General features: G+C 57.1%; 20 protein-coding genes. 11 read left to right on the top strand and 9 right to left on the bottom strand.

All coding sequences use genetic code 11. The annotated features are described in order from the left end of the window. Positions 1-151 precede the first annotated feature (151 nt). Positions 152-961 carry a sugar phosphate isomerase/epimerase family protein gene (locus IB266_RS04950; RefSeq protein ID WP_192260394.1) on the top strand — a complete coding sequence of 270 codons (810 nt, stop codon included), beginning with the start codon at positions 152-154 and terminating at the stop codon, positions 959-961. Between the two features lie 172 nt (positions 962-1133). Here the strand turns inward: IB266_RS04950 and IB266_RS04945 are convergent, their stop codons facing one another. The 7 genes from IB266_RS04945 to IB266_RS04915 form a co-directional block, all read right to left on the bottom strand. After that, entirely contained in the window at positions 1134-1940 is an 807-nt protein-coding gene (locus IB266_RS04945; RefSeq protein WP_192260393.1) for an IclR family transcriptional regulator, read from the bottom strand. A gap of 45 nt (positions 1941-1985) precedes the next feature. Further along, positions 1986-2993, bottom strand: coding sequence for a Gfo/Idh/MocA family protein (locus tag IB266_RS04940; protein WP_192260392.1), 1008 nt, complete (start codon positions 2991-2993; stop codon positions 1986-1988). A gap of 296 nt (positions 2994-3289) precedes the next feature. Next, positions 3290-4114, bottom strand: a complete 825-nt coding sequence (locus IB266_RS04935; RefSeq protein ID WP_192260391.1) for a shikimate dehydrogenase family protein — start codon at positions 4112-4114, stop codon at positions 3290-3292. A gap of 152 nt (positions 4115-4266) precedes the next feature. Further along, positions 4267-5709, bottom strand: coding sequence for an MFS transporter (locus tag IB266_RS04930; RefSeq protein ID WP_060742491.1), 1443 nt, complete (start codon positions 5707-5709; stop codon positions 4267-4269). A gap of 306 nt (positions 5710-6015) precedes the next feature. Next, complete coding sequence (locus IB266_RS04925; protein ID WP_192260390.1) at positions 6016-7596, bottom strand: aldehyde dehydrogenase (NADP(+)); 1581 nt, start codon at positions 7594-7596, stop codon at positions 6016-6018. Between the two features lie 60 nt (positions 7597-7656). After that, the gene (locus IB266_RS04920) at positions 7657-9204 is read right to left on the bottom strand and encodes a UxaA family hydrolase (protein WP_192260389.1); all 1548 of its coding nucleotides are present in this window, start codon (positions 9202-9204) and stop codon (positions 7657-7659) included. A gap of 123 nt (positions 9205-9327) precedes the next feature. Continuing rightward, positions 9328-10314: a LysR family transcriptional regulator gene (locus IB266_RS04915; protein WP_192260388.1), complete on the bottom strand. Its 987-nt coding sequence runs from the start codon at positions 10312-10314 to the stop codon at positions 9328-9330. A 120-nt stretch (positions 10315-10434) separates the two neighbouring features. Here IB266_RS04915 and IB266_RS04910 point away from each other — a divergent pair, with 120 nt between their 5' ends. The 6 genes from IB266_RS04910 (at position 10435) to IB266_RS04885 (ending at position 16675) form a co-directional block, all read left to right on the top strand. Beyond that, positions 10435-11613, top strand: a complete 1179-nt coding sequence (locus IB266_RS04910; protein WP_192260387.1) for a fumarylacetoacetate hydrolase family protein — start codon at positions 10435-10437, stop codon at positions 11611-11613. Between the two features lie 288 nt (positions 11614-11901). Then, on the top strand, positions 11902-12708 hold the full coding sequence (locus IB266_RS04905) for an IclR family transcriptional regulator (RefSeq protein ID WP_192260386.1): 807 nt from the start codon (positions 11902-11904) through the stop codon (positions 12706-12708). Beyond that, positions 12705-13505, top strand: a complete 801-nt coding sequence (locus IB266_RS04900; RefSeq protein WP_192260385.1) for a 2-keto-4-pentenoate hydratase — start codon at positions 12705-12707, stop codon at positions 13503-13505. The genes IB266_RS04905 and IB266_RS04900 overlap by 4 nt, the downstream gene beginning before the upstream one ends. 3 nt (positions 13506-13508) lie before the next feature. Further along, positions 13509-14402, top strand: a complete 894-nt coding sequence (locus tag IB266_RS04895) for a fumarylacetoacetate hydrolase family protein (RefSeq protein WP_192260384.1) — start codon at positions 13509-13511, stop codon at positions 14400-14402. Positions 14403-14424: 22 nt separating this feature from the next. After that, positions 14425-15120, top strand: coding sequence for a DUF4286 family protein (locus IB266_RS04890; protein ID WP_192260383.1), 696 nt, complete (start codon positions 14425-14427; stop codon positions 15118-15120). A gap of 274 nt (positions 15121-15394) precedes the next feature. Beyond that, a complete protein-coding gene (locus IB266_RS04885) occupies positions 15395-16675 on the top strand; it encodes an OprD family porin (RefSeq protein ID WP_192260382.1) in 1281 nt (426 codons plus the stop codon). 49 nt (positions 16676-16724) lie between these two features. On the opposite strand, the gene IB266_RS04880 is transcribed toward IB266_RS04885, so the two are convergent. After that, entirely contained in the window at positions 16725-17117 is a 393-nt protein-coding gene (locus tag IB266_RS04880; RefSeq protein ID WP_192260381.1) for a hypothetical protein, read from the bottom strand. A gap of 157 nt (positions 17118-17274) precedes the next feature. Between IB266_RS04880 and IB266_RS04875 the strand changes: the two genes are divergently transcribed. Both IB266_RS04875 and IB266_RS04870 read left to right on the top strand, forming a co-directional pair. Then, the gene (locus IB266_RS04875; RefSeq protein WP_192260380.1) at positions 17275-18129 is read left to right on the top strand and encodes an AraC family transcriptional regulator; all 855 of its coding nucleotides are present in this window, start codon (positions 17275-17277) and stop codon (positions 18127-18129) included. A gap of 133 nt (positions 18130-18262) precedes the next feature. Next, positions 18263-20659: a TonB-dependent siderophore receptor gene (locus IB266_RS04870; protein WP_225613411.1), complete on the top strand. Its 2397-nt coding sequence runs from the start codon at positions 18263-18265 to the stop codon at positions 20657-20659. Positions 20660-20677: 18 nt separating this feature from the next. On the opposite strand, the gene IB266_RS04865 is transcribed toward IB266_RS04870, so the two are convergent. Beyond that, a complete protein-coding gene (locus tag IB266_RS04865) occupies positions 20678-21061 on the bottom strand; it encodes a winged helix-turn-helix transcriptional regulator (protein WP_060742479.1) in 384 nt (127 codons plus the stop codon). 102 nt (positions 21062-21163) lie between these two features. Here IB266_RS04865 and IB266_RS04860 point away from each other — a divergent pair, with 102 nt between their 5' ends. Together IB266_RS04860 and IB266_RS04855 are read left to right on the top strand one after the other, a co-directional pair. Beyond that, the gene (locus IB266_RS04860; RefSeq protein WP_192260379.1) at positions 21164-22282 is read left to right on the top strand and encodes an NADH:flavin oxidoreductase; all 1119 of its coding nucleotides are present in this window, start codon (positions 21164-21166) and stop codon (positions 22280-22282) included. Positions 22283-22432: 150 nt separating this feature from the next. Next, positions 22433-23197 (top strand): response regulator transcription factor, encoded by a 765-nt coding sequence (locus IB266_RS04855; RefSeq protein ID WP_192260378.1) that lies wholly within the window; start codon positions 22433-22435, stop codon positions 23195-23197. The last annotated feature ends 3 nt before the right edge of the window (positions 23198-23200 follow it).

The raw sequence follows: 23200 nt of genomic DNA, 5'->3' as shown, positions 1-23200 counted from the left end.
CAGTCAAATACCCTTGCCACTAAGTGGCTGTCGCTATCCAGATTCATCCATCGTCGCGTTTTTCAGCTAGCGATAGTGGTCAGGTACAAAATCCATAATACGAATGGCCCGCTTCACTCCAGCGAATACTCAACTGAAAGGATGTTTCGATATGATCATCAGCACGTTTTCCTATCTGTGGTCATCCACGGCAATTGATGCGATTGCGCAGTTGGCCGAGCACGGGCATCGCGTGTTCGAAGTCCCCGTCAGCTCGCCACATTGCTGGCCGGTAGAGCTCTCGGCCGCAGACCGTTCTGCCGCAAGGGCGCGTCTTCATGAATACGGTGCGAAGATCAGGTCCCTCAACGCCGGCGGCTATGACCTCAATCTGGCCAGTCCCGCCGCGAATATGCGTCAGAAGAGCATCGAGCACATCAAGTCGGTCATTGACTTGGCTGCCGCTTGGGATACTCAGGAAGTGGTGATATCCCCCGGCACCAGGCGCCCAATGATTTCCCCGCCGCTCGAGAAGACCTACGATTGGATGTACGAAAGCCTGGCTGCCCTGATTCCGCTGGCGAAACAGGCCGGCGTACGCTTACTGCTGGAGAACACTCCGTATTGCTTTACCCCCACCATGCCGGAACTGGCGAAGGTTGTAGGTACCCTCAACGACGATGTGGTCAGGGTCGTCTACGACATCGCCAATGCGGCTTACATCGGTGAAGATCCGGTGGCGAGTCTGCTGGCTTATCACGCCAGCATCGACTTTGTGCATGTGTCCGATACGGGGACGGACGTGTGGGGGCATGATCCAGTCGGCACCGGTGTAGTGGACTTTATCGGGCTGGGAGAGGCTGTTCACGCGACCTGCGGTATTGAAAACTGCGTACTGGAAATCATCCGCGAAGAAAATGCTTTGTATGAGCTGAACAAGGGTGTGCAGGATCTGCGTGCCAAGGGCTGGAAAATTCCGTAATCGCCCACCGGTCGCTTGTCGCTACCGCCTGCGACCGGATCGTTCAAGTAGCCCTTGAGGCCCGCAACGGGTCCAGGTGACAGCGTTTACACCAGCAATACGCGCGCGATCATGGGGGGGCGCAGGTTTCGGCCTGCTGGAACCGGTCATGATCGCGACGGTGTGCGTGATACTACTGCAGAGGTAGCGAATCATCACCACTGACCGAAGCCCAGAGCGACCAGCATTCGCCTACCCTGATTGCCGAGCGTTTCAAGTGTTCGATATGAGCGCTCAGGGTTTCCTCCCGCATGCGTGCGATGGGGCCGGCGACGCTCAGTGTGGCCACCGGGCCCAAGTTGTCTGGCCGCGAGGTATCGAATACAGCAACCGCCACGACACACACACCCACTTCACCTTCTTCTCGAACGACTGCGTGTCCCTCTTTGCGGATCTGAGCGATGTCATCAAAGATGTCGCGAATCGAAACGCGCGCATTGGGCCCCGCGTAGTCTCGGCTGTTCTCGATGTCCCAGGCGGCGAGAATTCGCATGGCGCGTTCATCGCGCATAGTGGAAAGCCATACTTTGCCCGCCGCGGTTGTGTGGGGAATGATTTTTTCATCCAGGGCTCGGCGGTACTGCAGCCCTCTGGTGTTTTGCGTGGCTTGCAGCACCCAGGTCAGATGATCCTCTGCAACTGCCGCCAAGCGGACATGCTCGCCGGTTTCGCTGGCCAGCTCGTTGAGCAAGGGTTGCATGATCCTGGCGAAGCCCGTTTCAGAGATGAAGTTCACGCCCATGCTGGGGATTTTCAGCGTCAGGCGGTAATGATCCTGTTCGTCCTGGTAAACGTAGCCTCTTTCTCGCAGCGCGCTCAATATGCGGTGGGCCGTGGCCATGGCAACTTGGGTTCGCTCGCCGATTTCAGACAGGGCGAGACCGTCCGGGTGGGACAGCAGCAGTTCCAAGGTGTTGAAGTAGCGGCCAATGTGTGACAATTTTTAAATCCTCTTTTTTGCCAGCAATGGCCAGCCAACGTCGTGTCAGGGGTACTGGAGTGTAATGGGAATGCCGCCGAGGCGGTCTGACTCATAGGCCGCCTCGATGATGCGCATGACGTGGTGCATGGTTGCAAGTCCGGCACCGGTATACGCTGTCTCACGGCCAGGGGGGAGGACATCGGTTACGAAATTGTCGTAATACACGTCAGAGTTCAGGCTCATGGTCAGGTCACTTGCCTCTCCAACCGCGTCGATCAGCCGCAAGCCATCCGGGGTCGAACGCACGTAGAACTGATCGGTTGACAATGAAAACGAGTACTCCCGTTGCTCGGGCGTGTTAGCCGGGTAATTGTAGCCAGTTTCGATGGTGCAGATGCAGCCGCTCTCGGTCACCAGGGTCATCATTGAGGCGATCTCTACGGTGGCCAGCTGCGGGTCGCGGTGCATGACGGCGGACACGCTGCATATGCGCTCTCCGGACATTTGCTGCGCCAGATCGACGAAATGAGGGGCAAGGTTGATCGTGCATCCGCCACCCGAGCGTTTCGGGTCAAGCATCCAGGCGCAACTGTTCGTCAAGTAGCGTCCGGGCGGGCCGGCGTTGAATCGAAACGACTGGGTTCTCCATTTGGCACCACTCTGCAACGCCGCATGCTTGACGCGGTTCAGTAATTCACTGTGCCTCCAAACCAACGGCACCGCCGCGAACACGCCGGCGGCTTCGGCGCGTTGGTGCAGGTCCAGTACTTCATGCTGGGTAAGCCCGCAGGGCTTCTCCATCGCAAACGGAATGTTGCGCGCGACCAATGCCTTGCCCATGGCATGCAACTCGTCGTGCGGGCCAAAGGCGAAGGCAAAATCAGCCTCTTCGTTATCGAGCAGGGTTTTCCAGTGATCGTAGCGTCGCGCTCCGAAGCGCTGGGCGAGGGCGGGCCCCCGCGACCCCGTGGCGTCGGATACCGCCGTGACGGCCACATCGGGCAGACGCTCAAGGGCATCAAGGTAGAGCGGGGTGTGCCAGTGGCTTACTTCCAGAAGAACGACTTTCAAACATTCATTCCTTATAAACAAATATGTTTGACGAACTTGCCGGTGCCCTCGGGGTGCGGATCAAGCCCGAATGTAACAGCGCACGAGCCACGTTTCCGAGGGTGCGTAGTAGGCTAGCACGACGTGATTACGAACGGAAGTTGGTTTCGTTTTACTGAATGGCGACGTGTGGCGTCTGAGGTGAGGTGCAATTTCAACAGGCGCACGAAAATGTGCACATGCCGGGGCAGTGCACATCGTTAACCGTTTTGGTTCGGGTTATGAAGAGGGGAGGCAGGGTAGGTTGTACCGGACCCTTACAATTCAGTCGAGTAGCGACGCTCGATATCTTCGAAACCTAGAAAACTCAATGCCAGCAGGGCTTGGCCTACGTGCATAGGCTGGCCATCAAGGGTTTGACAGCCGCGCGATTGCGCCTCAAGCAGCAAGGCAGTCGGCTCGGACCTGGTGATGATATCGACCACCACCGTCGCTGGGTCCAGCCGCGTTGCGTCTATAGGCATTGGATCATCAGGGTTCATGCCGAGTGGAGTGGCATTGATCACGATGTCATGACCTGCTGGGTCAGCTGGGCCTGCATACACAGCACACGGACCCTCTTTGGCAACTCGGTGTACAAGGTCCGAGGCGCGGTGCGGATCCAGGTCTGAAATGACCAGTGATCGTGCGCCAGCAGCGGCAACGGCAAACGCGATTGCCCGTCCCGAGCCGCCAGCGCCTATAAGCAGAACAGATTTTCCCACCAGGGAAACTCCGTGGCGCTGCATGCCCGCTACGCAGCCCAGTCCGTCGAACACGGCGCCCACCCAGCGCCCGTCATTGTCACAACGAACGACGTTGATTGCGCCGATCTGGCGCGCAGTAGGGTGGAGCTCATCCACGATGTCCAGCATGCTCTGCTTGTGCGGCATGGTCACCAGAAGTCCAGCGAGGTTGCGCACGGCTCGCACGCCTTTGACAAACTCAACCAGGTCCCCCGTACCTATCTCCAATGGAATGCAGACGGCGTCAGCCTGTGCTTCGGCAAACAACTTATTCAACAGCATTGGAGACTTGGCGCTCCTGAGTGGATCACCGATCAATCCATATATACGCGTGGTGCCTGTGATGCGTGGATGCATGTCAACCTACTTGTCATTGGCTATTGCACGCCAGTTGCCGGTATGCAGATATCGGAATCCCCCCTGACAGAGCGTGCGTATCCACTGCCGTGCTGCTCGAAGCGCTGTGCAGAAAAACTGAGCAGCGTGGCGGTGGTGAAGGGGGGCGGTCGTCAGGAGCGCATCACCGGTGCTGATTTTTTGAATGCTTGATCGGAGGCATTGGCGTTTGACTTGGGATTGGATTTTTCCCGCACCTGTTCGTACTCCTCCTCTGACATCGGGACAGCATTGGGGTCACCGAGGTCTTTCAGACGAATCCGGAAGGTTTCCCGGGTGGTAATAGCGGCGATAGCGGAGATTAAACAGATGCCAAAAGTCAGTGCCCCGATTTTTAGAGGGATATTATCGCTACCGGGAGGCGCAACAGATACGAAAAGGGCCGGCAGAAACGCTGTGCATGCCACGCCGATGTTCTGTCCAATGGCCATGCCGGTAACACGTACCCGTGTACGGAACAGTTCCGGAAACAAACTCGGGAACACACCATTAAAGCCCTGGTAAGCCACACCCCACATGAGCAGCGATAGAACCAGCGAAAGCCACATATTGTGAATGCTGATCGCATAGAGGTAGCCAAATGACAATATGCCGCCGCACAGAACGCCAACAATCACCGGAGGCTTGCGGCCAATTCTATCGGAGAGCTTACCAACGAAGGGGATAAGGATAACTGCGCATATATTGCCTAGCACTGGTATCCACATGAATAAGCCAGAAGGAAATCCAATGCCGTAGGCGGGCTGCACTGCGTAGGTCGCACCGAATACAGAGGCGACGATTGCAAGTACCGCGGAGAGCGCCATGCAGATGACGCGTAGCAGATCGCCCCAACTCTGCGTGAGCACTTCGATCACAGGTAGTTTACGGGGCTCGGTCTGTGTCTGCGCCTCAGTGAAGATCGGAGCCTCATGAACCTGACGCCGAATGATCCATCCCATGACGAGCACCACTGCGCTGAGCAGGAATGGAATCCGCCAGCCCCACGAAGCAAACTGATCGGCTGGCATGAACTGGGCAAGAGGCAGGAAAACCGCAGCGGCTAGCAGTTGCCCGGCTTGGACGCCTTGAAGGGTAAAACTTGCGAAGTAACCGCGACGCCCATCAGGCGCATGTTCCAGGGTCATGGAACTGGCGCAAGACACTTCACCCGCGACCGCAAAACCTTGAATCAGACGCAGCAGTATCAATAGGGCAGGAGCCCAGATACCAATCTGTGCATAGGTAGGAAGCAGACCGATGCACATCGTCGACGCGCCCATCAGGAACATGCAGTAGACGAGCACCGTCTTGCGTCCGTGTCGGTCGCCCATGTGCCCTAAGACCACAGCGCCTATCGGTCGGGCAATATAACCAACGCCGAAGCTGGCCAGCGAAATGATGATCCCAACCGTGGGGTTGTCTGACGGAAAGAACAGCTGTGGGAAAAGTAGCGCTGCCGCGGTGGCATAGATAAAAAAGTCGTAGTACTCCAGCGCCGAGCCTATCCAGCCGCTCGCTGCGGCCTTTTTAGACTGACGCTTGGAGTGTGGATCGCCTTGAATGCTTTGGCTCATGACATGTCTCCGGATTCTCGATTGTTGTTATTGTAACGTCGTTCCATCAGTAATTCTGTTACCAGATTCGCCACCTTGTCAAGGGAGTTCCTTTGGCCGATCAAGGCATGGCGCTGGTTATCTGCGGGGTGCGTCGGCTCGCCGAGCGAGCACGCTGGAACCCGCTCATGCAATAGAGCGAATAGTTGTAAAGAGGATGAACAGGCTGCGAAGCGTCAAGCTCTCGGCACTATGGCTTCCTAGGGAGAGCGATGATGCCAACGACAGGTTTTACCGTCGTCGTACGCCGCCTTTCACATTTGCCAACTACAAGCGATCTCTCGAGAGACAGCCGTCGACGAGCCTCGAAATGTTCAACGGATTCGCGTTCTTGAGCGCATCGGGAAGCAACTCGTCCGGGTAGTTCTGGAAGCAGACTGGTCTCAGGAAGCGGTCGATGGCCAAGGTGCCGACTGAGGTGCCACGGCTATCGGAGGTGGCAGGGTAAGGGCCGCCGTGCACCATTGAATCGCAGACCTCGACACCCGTTGGATAGCCATTGATGAGGATGCGACCAACCTTCGTCTCCAACAAAGCAGTCAGCTCTGCGAATTGCGTAAGGTCCTCTGGCTCGCCAATCAAGGTGGCGGTCAATTGTCCGTGAAGGGCATTGATGGCAGCATTGAGTTGGGCCTGGTCAGCGACCTCGATGAAGATGGACGTGGGGCCGAAGATTTCTTCTTGAAGAACCTTGTCGCCGTCAAGCAGCAACGCTACGTCGGCCTTGAACAACTGTGGCTGGGCCTGGTGACCCTGTTGGTTGCTGCCAGCCAGGTGCGCGATGCCGGGGTGCGCATGCAGGTTCTGCAAGCCAGCCGCGTAGCTGCGCAGGGTGCCCGCATTGAGCATTGTCTGTGCCGGTTGGTCGTTCATCAACGCTGCCACTCTGTCCTGAAAAGCAGTGAAAGCATCCGAGCGAATACCCACTACCAGCCCGGGATTGGTGCAAAACTGCCCGCAACCTTGAACCACCGACGCGGCAAGATCGTGAGCGATACTGTCGGCTCGACGCGAGAGTGCCTCAGGCAGGATCACGACCGGGTTGATGCTCGACATCTCGGCGAAGACTGGAATGGGCTCGGGGCGAGCGGCGGCCATATCGCACAACGCTCGACCGCCTTTGAGCGAGCCGGTAAAACCAACGCCCTTGATGAGCGGGTGTTTTACCAAGGCTTCGCCTACGCCACTGCCATAAATCATGTTGAAAACGCCGGCGGGCATGCCGCTGCGCTCGGCCGCCCGGATGATCGCGTTGGCGACCTGTTCTGCGGTGGCCATATGGCCGCTGTGGGCTTTGAATACCACTGGACAACCCGCCGCAAGCGCGGAGGCGGTGTCGCCGCCCGCCGTGGAGAAAGCCAACGGGAAATTACTGGCACCAAACACAGCGACCGGACCGATTGCGGTGCGGTACTGGCGCAGGTCAGGACGTGGTAACGGCTTGCGAAGGGGTAGTGCCTGGTCGATGCGAGCCCCATAGAAGTCACCACGCCGCAGCACGTTTGCAAACAGACGCATTTGACCGCTGGTACGTGCGCGTTCGCCCTGGATGCGAGCGACAGGCAGTGCTGTTTCCCGGCAAACCAGCGCAATGAACTCATCGTCCAAAGCGTCTAGCTCTTGCGCAATGGCATCGAGAAATTCAGCCCGTTTGTTCGCGCTCAGGGTGCGGTAGCTGGAAAAAGCGTTGTAGGCTGCATGAGCCGCGTCCTCGACTTCTTGCGCAGTCGCCTGGTGGAAGGCATAGGGTAAGGTTTCCCCCGTGCTGGCATCCACGCTCTTGACGATGATGGTGCCGACGGCGCTGCGCTGACCGCCGATAAAGTTCTGGCCGGTGATGAGGGACATGGTTGTCTCCAGGTTGAAAGTGCATGTGATAGAGGGGCAAGGCGTCCCGAGGACTGAAAGTCAGGTGACGGCGCCGATCTGCCAAGGCACGAACTCGTTTTGTCCGTATCCGTGTTGTTCGCTCATGCTGCGTTCGCCCGAGGCAATGCGCAGCATGGTTTCAAAGATCGCTGCACCGCACGCCTCGATGGTCAACGTGTCTTCGGCTATTTCGCCGCAGTTGATGTCCATGTCTTCACGTTGACGCGCCCATAAGGCGCTATTGGTCGCCAGCTTGATTGACGGGGCAGGGGCACAGCCATAGGCCGATCCGCGCCCGGTGGTAAACGCAATCAGGTTCGCGCCACCGGCGACCTGACCGGTTGCCGAGACCGGGTCATAGCCTGGGGTGTCCATGAAAACCAGCCCGTTGGCCGTGACGGCCTGGGCGTATTCGTAGACATCCATCAGGTTGCTCGAGCCAGCCTTTGCCACCGCGCCCAGTGATTTTTCCAGGATGGTGGTCAAGCCACCGGCCTTGTTGCCGGCAGAGGGGTTATTGTTTAGTTCGGCCCCCATACGCTCGCAGTACTGTTCCCACCAATGAATTCGAGCGATGAGTTTTTCGCCGACTTCACGGCTGACAGCCCGCCGTGTCAGCAAGTGTTCGGCACCGTATATTTCCGGGGTTTCGGAAAGAATCGCGGTACCGCCACAGGCGACCAGGCGATCCACCGCGTTGCCCAGCGCTGGGTTGGCAGTAATGCCGGAGTAGCCATCCGAGCCACCGCACTGAAGCCCGACGGTCAGATGGCGAGCGCTGACCGGTTCACGCTGAATTTGGTTGGCCTCGCCAAGCAATTGTTTCACGTGGCCAATGCCACTGGCGATGGCCTTGGATGTACCGCCACTGTCCTGGATGTTGAATGTGCGTAGGGTATTGCTGCGGGTGAGTCCTTGGGTTGTGAGTAATGAGTCGATTTGGTTCGTCTCGCAGCCCAACCCGATCACCAGCACGGCCGCAAAGTTGGCGTGGGTCGCATAGCCGGCCAATGTCCGGCGCAACATGCTCAAACCGTCGCCCGCTGGATCAACGGCGCAGCCGGCGGAATGTGTCAGGGCGACAACACCGTCGACGTTTGGATACGCTTGCAGTGCAGCAGGATTGATGTCCCGACGAAAATGGTCGGCGATGGCCCGGGCGACTGTGGCAGAGCAATTCACTGATGTAAGAATGCCGATGTAGTTGCGCGTCGCGACGCGTCCATCCGGGCGTACGATACCCATGAACGACGGGGCTTCACTGGGCGTGACGTTGGGCTTCGCATCGACGCTGAAAGCATAATCTCGAGCGAATTCCCCCATGGCCAGATTGTGCACATGGACATGCTCGCCTGCTTCTATGTCGACAACAGCAAAACCAATGATTTGCCCATAGCGCCTTACCGGTTGACCGGCTTCGATACGTCGGGAAGCCACTTTATGGCCTGGCACGATCGCTTGCCGGATGGTCACGCCTTCCTGCTCAAGGATTTCGCCAACGAGTAGCGGTCGGCGTGCGATCAGCACATCGTCCAGCGGATTCAAACGCAGCACAGCTGCTGCGCCGGTTTTCATGATCAGTTCCATCGCATCCTCACGGGCTGCTGGGTGGTGGGCGGTCGCTAATAGCGCCGCACTTTTGTGCCGGCACTATAGGATTCATGGAAATGGCTGCCTAATGAGAGCTTTCGATTGCTCGATAACTTTGCCTCATCGACTTTTTCTGAACTGGCTGCGGTCTCTCTTCTCTGTAGCCGTTTGCCGCTGTTTGGCGAACGCCAGCAAGGTCGCAATAAACGTCCGTGTCGGCTCTGACAGGGGCTCATCCTTGCGAGTGATAACCCCGTAATCCTGGGATTCAACTTTGAAGGGCGTGTTGAGGATTTGAAGCTGCCCATTTTGCAGTTGTGACTGGACCATGGACTCGGGGAGCATGGCGAGCATTGGCCCGGACTGAAGCAACTGCAGGAAGGTCTGCATCGAAATGGTCTCCACCGTGTTGGTCGGCGGGGCGATCTTGAACGTCCTGAAAGCGCGCTCCATACGTTGTCGGATCGGCGTATTGAAGGGATACATGACCCATGGCCATTCACTGAGCGCTTCAGTGGGGACCTCCTCAAGCCCGCACAGAGGGTGTGTGCTGTTCACGACAAGACAAAAGGGTTCGGGTCCCAGCGACGTAAATTCGAACGGCTGACAATCTTCATCGGTGAAGCGCGCGATGATCAGATCGAGTTTCTTTTGTTCGAGCATTTCCAGCAGATGGTTGCTGGTTTGTTCGATCACCTCGATAGAAAGGAGGGGGCGCTCGCGTTTTATGCTGGCAATGGCTTCAGGCAGCACCACTGACGTCGCGGCGAAAATGGTGCCGACTTTTAAATGACCATGCCCGCCTTTTCGCAGTTTGTTGACTTGGTCGACGAACGACTCCGTGTCTTCCAAGGTAATACGCGCAAAACGGGCTACGAATTCCCCTAGTTCGGTAAGAACCAGGCTGCGCGTTTGACGCTCAAACAGCGGAAAACCGAGGAGAACTTCCAGATCGCGCAGCAATTTACTGATGGCCGGCTGCGTGACATTCATGTGTTCGGCGGTTGTGTGCATGTTGCGGGTCTTGGCCAAGCTATTGACCAGTACCAAATGTTTGATCTTCAGCCATCGGGAGACACTGGCAAAAGTAATTTGATCATTTTCCATCGGATAAGGCCTTGTCTGTCGATAACGAAACAGCATTGATGAGTGAGATTCTTTCATTGGGATTTACGGGGGCAGTCCATTAGTTTTACGGCTCTGATGGCCAACTGATCTGGAAGCTCCATGGCGAATTTGAAACTGACGCGCGAAAACACCCTGCCAGTGGATGGCCTGGCCGGAACGCTGATCGGCCGTGCCTGGATCCCGGGGGCGATTGCCGGCCCCTCGCCGGTGGTGCTGCGCGATGAAGGTGTGTTCGATCTTTCTGAAACCTTTTCGACAATCAGCGAACTGCTGGAACACACCTCGCCGTTGTTGGTTGTTCGTCAGGCGACAGGCAGGTACATCGGGACCGTCGAGCAATTGCTTGGGAACACCGGCAGCCATGCCGATCCCGGCAAGGCATCGCTGCTGCCTCCAGCAGATCTGCAAGTTATCAAGGCGGCCGGGGTGACGTTCGCGTCCAGCATGATCGAGCGGGTCATCGAGGAGCAGGCCCGAGGCGATGCCGCCAAAGCCGAAAGTGTCCGCCGTCTGGTGCAAGAAGCCATCGGCGATAACCTGCGGGCAATCAAGCCGGGTTCGCCAGAAGCGATGCGTCTTAAAGCTGTGCTGATCAAGCAGGGTATGTGGTCGCAATACCTGGAGGTCGGTATCGGCCCGGATGCGGAGATTTTCACGAAGGCACCGGTTCTGGCCGCGGTGGGCAGTGGCAGCGAAATCGGCATTCATCGCAAGTCTGAATGGAACAACCCGGAACCGGAAATTGTGCTGGCGGTGAACAGTCGAGGCCAAGTGCATGGCGTCACCTTGGGCAATGACGTCAATTTGCGTGATTTCGAAGGCCGCAGCGCACTGCTGTTGAGCAAGGCCAAGGACAACAATGCCTCCTGTGCGATCGGCCCGTTCATTCGTCTGTTCGATGAAGCGTTTACGCTCGATGACGTGCGCAACTGTGTCGTGGATTTGCAAGTCCGGGGCGACGACGGCTTTACGCTGGAAGGCAGCAGTTCCATGGCCCTGATCAGCCGTGACCCGTTGGATCTCGTGGCCCAGACGGTCGGCGGTGATCACCAGTACCCGGATGGCTTCATGCTTTTTCTCGGGACATTGTTTGCGCCTACCCAGGATCGCGAGGAGCCGGGAAGCGGCTTTACTCATAAGCAGGGTGACGAGGTCAGCATCGGGAGTCCGTTGCTGGGCACGCTGCGCAACACCGTCACCTACAGCCATGAGGCTGCGCCCTGGACTTTCGGCTTGCGGGCAATGATGCACAATCTTGCTGCCCGCGGACTTCTGTAGGTAAGGCAGGGTGGTGAGAGGCATTGGGCGTTCTTCCGCAAAGATTGAACATGCGCAGGCGCTTGTCTATGGATAAAGAGCCGGACGCCGAAGCGTTCGGTTTTTATCTCTGTCAGGCGTCCCACGTCCCGGAGACCCGGCTGCGTGGCCCGCTCTGTCTCGATCAGGCCAATCCGGTGCAAGCGGGTTTGACTTATCCGGGGACGCCTGCATATTATTGGAACACGGTTCCAGTACGAACAATGTTGCTCGAATCCACCTCATTGTCAAAGATAAGTCGAGAAAAATATGAGAGTCGTTAAAGGTGCTGTTGACCGTTGCCTGGAGGCGATTGAACTGCTGGCCCGCGAGGCTCGCTGGATGCGGATGTCCGATATCGCAGCCGAGCTGGGCTTGGAGAAGGGGCCCGCCCATCGAGTGCTTGCTCAATTAGTCGAGCAAGGGTGGGCGGAGCAGGATGAAGCCACCTCGCAGTACCGCTTGACACTGAAGCTGGCACTGTTGGGGCAGCGTTATTTACATGGCATTGGCTTGCCTGAATTGGTCCAGCCGATCATCGAGCAAGTGGCTGTTCAATGTCATGAGTTGGTGCGGCTGACGGTGGTCAACGAGGGCACCTTGTCCTGGTTGTCTTCGGCCCAAGGCGCCGCGCCAGGGCTTATGTATTCGCCGGCCATGGATAAACCGATCAATCTCTATGCAACCGCCAATGGCAAAGCCTGGCTGGCAACAATGTCCGATGAGCTGGCCATTGAGCATGCGTTGCGTAGCGGGCTGGGGAAAGCTGACGCGGGGATGGGGCACGGGCCGAAGGCGATCAACAGCATCGAAGGCTTGTTGGCCGAGTTGGCAGTGACCCGAAAGCGCGGGTATGGCTTGGTCATTGAAGAAGCCGAGGCGGGTGTCTGGGCGATTGCCGTACCGGTCAAGCTGGTTCCATCCGGCACTGTGGTCGGCACGATGAGTATCGCGGGTCCGGTGTTGCGTATGCAGCCCGAGCGTTATGACGAATTGCATGCCCTGCTGGAAGAGGCCGCCAACAAGCTGGGTACGGTTTGGCCGCGCCAGAACAACGTGCATTCGGAGAGCGTATGAGCCAACTCGCACCTGCAGGGGGCAAGGCGGGGGCAGGGCTGGAAGTCGCCGCTGCCGCTCTGGTCCGTGCACGGCTGGAGGGGGGACGGCTGGCATCCTTGCCTGACCAGAACCTGCCAGGCAGCCTCGCAGAAGGTTTTGCCATCCAGCAACGCGTGGGCCCATTGGCGGGAAAAACCGTCGGGGGCTGGAAGTGTGCGTTACCGCCGGCTGGCAAGTGGATCGTAGCCCCGATCTACAGCGACAGCATTGTAGAAGGCGAACGTTACCGGCTGGCCGCTGACGCCGATAAGGCGCGCATCGAGCCCGAACTGGCCTGCGTCCTGGCCCATGATTTGCCGGCACGTGTCGAGCCTTATACCGCTGAACAGATCGCTGCTGCGATCAGCGACGTGCGCTTGGCATTGGAAGTGATCGACTGCCGTTACACCGATCCCCACACACTGCCGTTCGAGCAATTGCTCGCGGATGGTCTATTCAATCATGGTCTGGTACTTGGGGCGCCAATCACGCTGCAGAACCCTGCCAGCATGCCCTCTGAACTGGCTATCACCCTGAGCGATACAACGTCGGAGCCCCTGAAAATCAAGGGCCGCCATCCGGACGGGGATCCGTTGTTGCCGATCGTCTGGCTGGCCAATTTTCTGTCTACACAAGGGATAGGGCTGCAAGCAGGGCAGGTGATTATCACCGGGTCCTATGCAGGTGTTCTCGATGTGCCCGTTAACCAGCCACTGCATGTTCAGTTCGGCGAAGCAGGCTCATTGTCTGTCCATTTCTCAACGCTGGAGGAGTAACAAATGCGCTTAGTTCGTTTTGGTTTACCGGGGCAGGAACAACCGGGAATCTTGGATTCGCAAGGGATCGTTCGGGACCTATCGGGCATTGTCGATGACATCGATGCGGCGGCCCTGAGCCCGTCAGTGCTTGAAAAGCTGCGCGCGGTTGACGTTGAAAAGCTGCCCGTGGTGGCGCCAGGCACACGTCTTGGTCCATGCGTAGGCAGCGTACCGAACCTGATTTGCATCGGTCTGAACTACTCCGATCACGCGGCTGAAACGAATACACCAATCCCGAGCCAACCGGTGGTCTTCAACAAACACACCGCGTCCATCAGCGGCCCCAATGACCCGGTCATCTTGCCGACGGGCGCTCAGAAGCTGGATTGGGAAGTCGAACTGGCCATCGTCATCGGTACGCCTGCCTGGCAGATCGATGAGTCGCGGGCATTGGATCACGTTGCCGGTTATTGCCTGGCCAATGATGTTTCCGAGCGGGCTTATCAGCTTGAGTACGAAGGTCAGTGGACCAAGGGCAAAAGCGGTTTTTCTTTCGCACCTCTGGGACCTTGGCTGGTCACCCGTGACGAGATTGCCGATCCGCAGGCACTTGACCTCTGGCTCGACGTGAATGGCAAACGTCTCCAGACCGGCAATACCCGTACGATGATCTTCAGCGTTGCCCATATCGTCGCGTACCTCAGTCGCTTCATGCCACTACTGCCGGGTGACGTCATTATTACCGGTACGCCGCCAGGTGTGGGGCTCGGGCAGAAACCACCGGTATTCCTCAAGGCGGGTGACACCATGCGTGTCGGTGGCCAAGGGCTGGGTGAACAATTTCAGACCGTGGTTCCTTACGTTGCTGAAATGGGGGCTGCATGGGTCGCCGGGCGCCATCCCAATGTTGACTGACTATCGCTAAAGGAAAAACGCTATGAGCTTTGCAGGAACAGGTGTAGTCGCGATCTGGCATGATCTTTTGCCCGAAGCGCGGGACGAGTTCTATGAGTGGCATAACCGTGAGCACATGCCTGAGCGGGCTGGAATTCCGGGCTTTTTGCGGGGACGCCGATACATCGCCTTGGATGCGGGACCGACTTATTTCAACCTTTATGAGGCTGATTCTGTGCAGGTGTTGGGTGGACAGGATTACTTATCGCGCCTCAACAGTCCGACGGCATGGACCCAGCAGTCGGTGAAGTCTTATCGCAATGTCGCGCGATCCATTTGCGCAGTCACTTACTCCAGCGGTGTGGGGCAGGGCGCGTATCTGTTAACGGTCCGTTTCGATGTTGTCGAAGGGCTGCATAAATCGGTGTCAGACGCATTACGCCAACGCGTGCTGCCCCCCCTGGCGGATAAACAGGGTATTACGGGCGTGCATTTGTGTGTGGCTGATGAGGCCGTTAGCAAAGTTGAAACCGCAGAGAAAAAGGCCCGTGCCGAAGGCACCCAGATACCGGCCTGGATCGTCATGATCGAAGGTTGCGCACCTGACTACGTTCGCGTCGCCGGCGAGTCTTTTGTGGCCGAGCTGCAACGGCTGCTGGAGGGGCAATCGACGGGACCGGAAACCACGCTCTATCAATTGGAATACACACGTTGCAAAACGCCGGGGAGTGCGGGTTGATCGCCGAGCGTTCGAGTACGTTTTAACTTTCACTTGTTGTTCTCACGCAATTCCCCACGAGCGTGCCCATACAGGCATTGAGTTTAGCTCGCGTCTGCGCACGCTCGGGTTTTGCTTAAGGCGATATTAAACAATTATCAAGTTGCTCAATAACGAGCTAGGTAAGGAATTCCTTCGGTCGCTTGGAAGTTAGCTCTTCGGGCTACCTGTGCATGCGTTGTCATAAGTTAAAAATCCCAACAAAAACAATAATAACTCATTGTGAGGAAACATCATGCGCTACCCGGTTACTGTCCGCAGCGTGCCTGCACATCAATCCCTTATCAGCCTGACTCTTGCGTTCTGCGCAGGTTCGTCAGCTGTTGTTCAAGCCGATCAAAATAGCGGTTTTGTCGATGGCGCTACGGCCACTCTCAATTTGCGCAACGCTTACATCAATCGTAACTTCACCAACCCGAACAACGCCCAGGGCAAGGCCGAGGAATGGACCCAGAACTTCATCCTCGACGCCAAGTCCGGCTTCACCCAGGGCACGGTCGGTTTCGGCGTGGACGTGCTGGGCCTGTACTCGGTCAAGCTCGACGGCGGCCGTGGCACCGCGGGTACGCAACTGCTGCCGGTGCATGACGACGGTCGCCCGGCCGACGATTTCGGCCGTTTGGGCGTGGCCCTGAAGGCCAAGGTGTCGAAGACCGAGCTGAAGGTCGGCGAGTGGATGCCAGTGCTGCCGATCCTGCGCTCCGACGACGGCCGGTCCCTGCCGCAAACCTTCCGTGGCGGCCAAGTGACCTCTACCGAAATCAACGGCCTGAGCCTCTACGGCGGCCAGTTCCGTGGCAACAGCCCGCGCAACGACGCGAGCATGGAAGACATGTCCATGAACGGCCGCGGCGCGTTCACGTCCGACCGTTTCAACTTCGGTGGCGGTGAATACGCCTTCAACGAAAAACGCACCCAGGTCGGCGTGTGGTACGCGGAACTGTCCGATATCTACCAGCAGCAATATTTCAACCTGACCCACAGCCAGCCCATCGGCGACTGGACCCTGGGCGCCAACCTTGGCTACTTCATCGGCAAGGAAGACGGCAGCGCCCTGGCCGGCGACCTGGACAACAAAACTGCGTTCGCCATGCTCTCGGCCAAATACGGCGGCAACACCTTCTACGTCGGCCTGCAGAAAGTCGGCGGCGATGATGCCTGGATGCGCGTCAACGGCACCAGCGGCGGCACCCTGGCCAACGACAGCTACAACTCCAGCTATGACAACGCCAAGGAAAAATCCTGGCAACTGCGCCACGACTTCAACTTCGCCGCGGTCGGCGTGCCGGGCCTGACCCTGATGAACCGCTACATCAGCGGTGACAACGTGCACACCGCCACGGTCGATGACGGCAAGGAATGGGGCCGCGAAACCGAACTGGCCTATACCGTGCAGAGCGGCGCGCTGAAAAACCTCAACGTGAAATGGCGCAATGCGTCGATTCGTCGGGACTTCAGCACTAATGAGTTTGATGAAAACCGGATTTTCATCAATTACCCCATCTCGCTGCTATAAAACATCACGGGTTCTCCCCCTTGATGAATAGCGGCGTTCAGGGACGCCGCTATTTTTCCTTTGCTTGCAATAAGTTCCGCGCCAGCGCCAAGGCTTCATCTTCAGTGGTTGCGATGAGCATGGGATAACCCCAAAATTTTTCATACACGAGTGCGAACGCTTTGCCTGCCAGTCGTTTGGCGAGACTTGATTCGATATGAATCGAGGCTTTGACATAACGCTTGAGTTCGCTTTTGTGGCGCTTCATCCATAGGGTTATTTGTTTCAGTTGCTCTGGCGAGTGTTCCGGTTGCTCCTTGTCCAGACCTTCATTGCTGATCAATACGAAGGGTTCATTGCGAGCAAGCACGGCTTCGAACTCGGCAAGTGACTCTTCCTGGCTATGGCCCGGTATGGTTTTTTGCAGCCAAACGAACGGAAATTGTGTGGCGTCTATACGCATTTCTATAGTCCTTCGACACGTTGCCAAACCTCTGTGATGTCCTGCGGTTTCAGGATACTCTGCAAGCGATCCGGCTTAATTGCACAGGCTGGCCACAATATTGTTCAAAACAGCCATTTTCATTTTTTGAGGGTTTAGCGTGGGGCGCACATCTGCTATGGCGAACACTGCTAAAAAAGACAGGGTTGCCGTATGGGACGTCGATAGCATTTCGCGGCCCGTCGTTGCCCTCAGCGCTTCGATGGTGAGCAAGGATTGGGAGCAAGCCAGCCATCAACATCGTAAGGCGCAACTGCTTTATTCCGTGCGCGGCATCCTCAATTGTGAAATAGAAGAGGGCGTCTGGATCGTTCCACCACAATGTGCCGTATGGATACCCGGTGGTTTGTCACATGCGACACGTGGTTCAGGAGAGACAGAATGTTATTGCCTGTTTGTTGAACCTGATGCCGCCCCGGATCTTCCGCAAAGCTGCTGCACGATTGGCGTATCACCGCTGTTGCGTGAGTTGCTGCTGAAGGCGGCGGGGTTCTCGGGAGACACTGTCAATGTCGCGCGCGAAGACCGCCTGATCGCAACGTTATTGGACGAATTGTCGGCAGCCCCCGTGGAGGACCTGCATTTGCCGATGCCTCGCGACACGCGTCTGCGCAGGCTCGCTGAAATGCTCTTGGCCGACCCCGCGCTTAAGGTTTCGGTGCGCGAGTGGGCTACTCGCATTGGCATGAGTGAGCGCAGCATGAGTCGGCTTTTGCTGCAGGAAATAGGGATGAGTTTTGGACGTTGGCGAAGGCAATTGCATGTAATTGTGTCGCTGCAACGCATGACCAAGGGCGAAAGCGTCCAATCGGTTGCATTGGAGCTGGGTTATGAGGGCCCCAGTGGCTTCATCACGATGTTCCGCAAAACCGTAGGCAAACCGCCGGTGCAATATCTCTCCGCCCGCTCAGCCAGCGCTCTTATCGCAGGTGCATTGCCCGTGCCGTCGATCCTGTTTCCTGACGACCTGTAAGGGCTCGAAGGCGATCTATCCGAAACTGACCAATCCTCATGGCGGATGGAAAACGGCCAATCGCTGACATTGGCTGAACTGGAAAATAATCTGGCCATCCTTCGATATCTGGCAACGACGGCTTGTTGCTAGATTGCGCGACAACGAATGCAAATCAGTTTCACTTGAGATTGATTTGTCACTTCTGTTCTCCGGCCTGGTGCCGGTTGAGTTGTCGGCCCTTTCTCAAACCCGTCTCTCGACGGTCGGCCGCTGTCTGTTTTTTCTTGATAAGGAATGGCTGATGTGGAGTTCGTTGACTTACTGCGGTGAGCGGCGCCCTTGCGTGCCTGAGCGTTTGCTGACAAACCCGGTGACTGCAGCGCTGTTGGTGTTTTTAGGTAGTTCGAGTTGTGTAATGGCGCAGGACCCTGTCGAAGCCGATGAGAGCACTCAGTCTCAAGGCGTGATGATTCTCCCATCGGTAACAATAAGCGGGACGAGGACAGCCGATACCACCACGACGGAAGGGACGGGGCTTTACACCACCGGCCAGACCACGGCCGCGACTCGCTTGCCGCTGACGTTGCGGGAGACGCCGCAATCAGTTTCCGTGGTAACGCGTCAGCGCATGGACGACCAAAAGCTGGATTCAGTTCAGGGGGTACTGGAGAGCACGACTGGCGTCTCGTCTTACCAATCAGATAGCCAACGCACGAGTTTCTATTCCCGAGGCTTTCTGATCGACAACATTCAGTATGACGGCATACCCGCCGTCATCGGTGATGTCATAAACGGCAGCGGCATCAGCGACCTGGAAACGGCATTTTACGACCGTGTCGAAATTGTGCGCGGGGCGAACGGGCTGCTTACCGGCACGGGCAATCCGTCGGCTGCGGTCAACCTGGTGCGCAAAAGACCAACGCCAGAGTTCTCGGTTTCCACCTCTATCAGTGCGGGGTCCTGGGACAGTTTCCGAGAGATGGGGGATGTTTCCGTACCGTTGACAACCGACGGGCGTATCCGTGCACGTATGGTAGGGGTCAATAACGATGGTCACTCCTACATCGATGGTTACCAAACACAAAAGCAAGCGTTCTATGGGGTCATTGAGGCAGATCTCACCGAAGACACCACTTTGGATATTGGGTATGACTATCAGAACAGTTCCCCTGAGCGACCGACATGGGGCGGTGTTCCTCTCTGGTTCAGCAACGGCTCAGAGGCAGAATGGTCGCGCTCCAAATCCCTGGCCGCGGACTGGAATCGCTGGGACAGTACCCGGCAGACTGCTTTTGCCGAACTTGAACACCGGTTCGATAACGGTTGGAAAGTCCGCGGTGTGGTGAACCAGTACCGCACTAAGTACGACTCCCAGTTATTGGGCGGGTTTGGTACGCCCGACCAAGAGACTGGATTAGGCATTTTCCCTAATGGTGCTTATCCGGTTGCGCTGGCCGGCAAAGGGAAAAGCCGTCAAAACACCTTTGATGTGATGGCGAGCGGTCCCTTCGATTTAATGGGGCGCCAACATGACCTGGTAGTGGGCGCTATGAGTTCTCGGTATACCTCGAATAGAGACGATATCAGTCCCTTTTTTGTAGGGTTCACACCCGGCAATATCTACAATTGGAATAACCATTTCCCCAAGCCAGACTTTGATGCAATGGCGTCTATGCCGACCGATACCGAGGTTAAACAGCGCGGCTTCTATAGTACAGCGAGATTCTCATTGGCCGACCCATTGAAATTGATTGTCGGAGGGCGGTTCAGTCGCTACGAGATCGACGAGACTGCAGGTGGGACGCCGTTCAATTATAAAAAGAGTAATGAGTTCACGCCCTATGCAGGTCTGATATACGACATTGATAGTACGTACTCCGTCTATATCAGTTATACCGGTGTATTTAATCCGCAAACATCGTTCCGAGACAGCAATGGCAATGTCCTCACGCCGACTGAAGGCAAGACGAAAGAGATTGGCCTCAAGGCTGAATACCTGGAGGGGCGATTGAATGCGTCTGTCGCATTGTTTGACACTGAACTGGACAACGCTGCACAACCGGATGGCAGTCTTCTTACGCCAGGCGGTGCGCAAGCTTACAAAGGTGTTGATGGTACTAAATCCCGCGGGGTCGAGTTTGACCTGCAGGGCGAAGTGGCTCCCAATTGGAACATCTACGCTGGCATCGCCGCTTTCACAGCCAAGGATGGCAATGACGCCAGGCTGAACGCACAGGTACCGCGCACAACCGCTCAGATGTTCACTACGTACAAATTACCCGGCATGTTGGAAAAATTGACTTTGGGCGCAGGCGTCAGATGGCAAAGCCGCTTCTTGAGCAGCAGTACGAGCACGAGGGTAGCGGAACAAGACCCCTATGCGCTGACGTCACTGATGGCGCGTTATGAGTTGTCAAGGAACATGGACCTATCAATCAATGTCAACAATGTGTTTGATAAAAAATATGCAACCCAGAAAGGCGATTTCGATACTGTCAGTTATGGAGCGCCGCGTAATGCACTGATGACATTGAACTATAAACTGTAGTTTGCGCGGCTAACCGAATCACTCCGCCAGCTTAACCTCCGCGGCCTCGTCAAACTTCGACCGGGCCGCTTCAACTTCGGGCAGTTTGTCGAGCGTCCATTTATGCAATTCGCGAAATGGCTGCTGCAATGTTCGACCCAGCGGGGTGATCTCATACTGCACTGCCACGGGCGAGAACGAAATGATCTGGCGCGAGACGAGACCATTGCGTTCCAACCGCCGCAGGCACTGGGTAAGTGCCTTCTGGGTGACGCCCTCCAGGCGACGTCTGATGGCGTTAAAACGATGCGGCCCGTCATCGAGTACCGCCAGAACCATCATCGACCACTTATCAGCGATTTGGTCGAACAGCGCCCGGCTTGGGCACTCCGACGAAAAACATTGCGGCTTTAATTCCAGCATTGAAGTTTCCTCACGTATACCTAGGCGACTCTAGGTGCCTAATTGACATTTGGTTTACAAAATATACTTATATGGCTTCCGAAAGCAAATGGAGTCCATCCGATGGCAAACCCCGATACCAGCATTTTATTTCGTCCTTTTTCCATCCGGTCGCTTGAACTGAAAAACCGGATTGTCATGGCGCCGATGACGCGTCTGTTCTCACCCGAAGGTATCCCGGGTGAAGCGAGCACTGCCTATTACCGGCGCCGGGCGGAGGGAGGTGTTGGCCTGATTCTGTCGGAAGGCACCGTGATTGATCGCCCAGCATCGCGCAATGATGCCGGCATTCCTTTTTTTCATGGCGAAGCGGCGCTGGCTGGATGGAAGAACGTGATCGATGCTGTCCACACGGCTGGCGGGCGCATGGCACCGCAGATCTGGCACACCGGCTCCACGCGCTACATCAACGACTGGGAGCCGGATGCTCCCGTTGAAAGCCCGTCGGGCCTTGTTTCGCCAGGTGACCTGCGTGGTGTGGCGATGAGTGAAGAGGACATTGCCGACACGGTGGCAGCGTTCGCCAAGGCCGCAGCGGATGCCAAGCGACTGGGCTTCGATACCGTCGAGATCCATGGAGCCCATGGTTATTTGATCGATCAGTTTTTCTGGTCTGGTAGCAATCTGCGCACCGACCGCTACGGCGGCCCGACAATCAAGGAACGCTCGCGTTTTGCCAGTGAGGTCGTCTCTGCCGTTCGCCAGGCTGTTGGCCCGCAATTCCCGATCATCATGCGCGTCAGCCAGTGGAAGCAACAGGACTACGGGGTGCGCGTTGCTGAAACGCCAGCGGTGATGGAGGACTGGTTGTTGCCACTGGTCGAGGCCGGTGTCGACGTCCTGCACTGCTCGCAGCGCCGCTTCTGGGAACCTGAGTTCCCCGAAATTGACGGTGAGAACGGGTTGAACTGCGCGGGCTGGGCGAAGAAAGTCACTGGAGCCACAACCATTAGCGTCGGTTCGGTTGGGCTGGATAATGATGTCACTAACGCCTTCGCCGGCAAGGGATCAGCCCCTGCGGGTCTGGATCGGCTCATCGAGCGCATGGAGCGCGAGGAGTTTGATCTGATCGCTGTAGGGCGTGTTCTGCTGAGTGACACGGATTGGGCCACCAAAGTGGAAAAAGGCGAATACGCAAGCCTGAAGGGCTTCAATCCGGCATCTTTAGCTGAATTGGTTTGAATTGCAGTGTGGCCCGGGCATTTACGCGCAGGCCACACTTTCAATGTAATGCCATTCGCTACCCCCCATAAGCGCTGGCCCAAACAATACAACTGAGAAGCGTTCGTAGTATCATCGCTGCCTGTTTCCCCTTGGTAGTCTTGAGCCGCGATGCCCCCAATTCCTTCCAGCAAAGCCCCTAGCGTGCTCATCGTCGATGACAGCCGCAAGATCCGCGATCCGCTGGCGACGTTTCTGCGTCGCCACACGTTCGAGGTGCGCACGGCGGCGGATGCGGCGGGCATGTGGCAGTTGCTCAAGCAGCACAGCTTTGAGGTGATCATCCTCGACGTGTCGCTGCCCGATGGCGATGGTTTCGAGTTGTGCAGTCGTCTTTATCGGCGAAGCGATACGCCGGTGATTCTGTTGACGGCGCGCGACACCTGCGCCGATCGGGTTCGCGGTCTTGATCTGGGCGCGGACGACTACGTCACCAAACCGTTCGAGCCCCGGGAATTGGTGGCGCGGATCAACAGCGTACTGCGTCGACGCCGCCCGACCGGCGCGAAACAGGCCATATCGGCGTCCGACCCTGTCGCCGTGAAAATGAGCCCCTGCTACCTGTTTGCCGACTGGCGTTACGATGCCCGTCACGCCACGCTGGCACGTGATCAAGAGCCGCCGATTCTGCTCAGCACCGTCGAAAGCAAGCTGCTGCAAGTGTTTCTCAACCATCCCAACACGCTGCTGCCCCGCGAGCGCTTGATTGATTTGACCACCGCAACCGACAGAGACGTGACAGACCGCGCCATCGACCGTCAGGTCAGTCGTCTGCGGCGCAAGTTGGCCCATAAACCGGGGGAACCGGAATTGCTGCGTACCATCTGGGGTGGCGGCTATCTGCTGGCGTCCGATGTCGTGCTGCAGGCGCCATGAGTC

It is taken from the genome of Pseudomonas sp. Pdm06 (genome assembly GCF_014851795.1).
GTDB classification, from domain to species: Bacteria; Pseudomonadota; Gammaproteobacteria; order Pseudomonadales; family Pseudomonadaceae; genus Aquipseudomonas; species Aquipseudomonas fluorescens_AA.
This window is presented reverse-complemented; position numbering and strand designations above follow the sequence as displayed.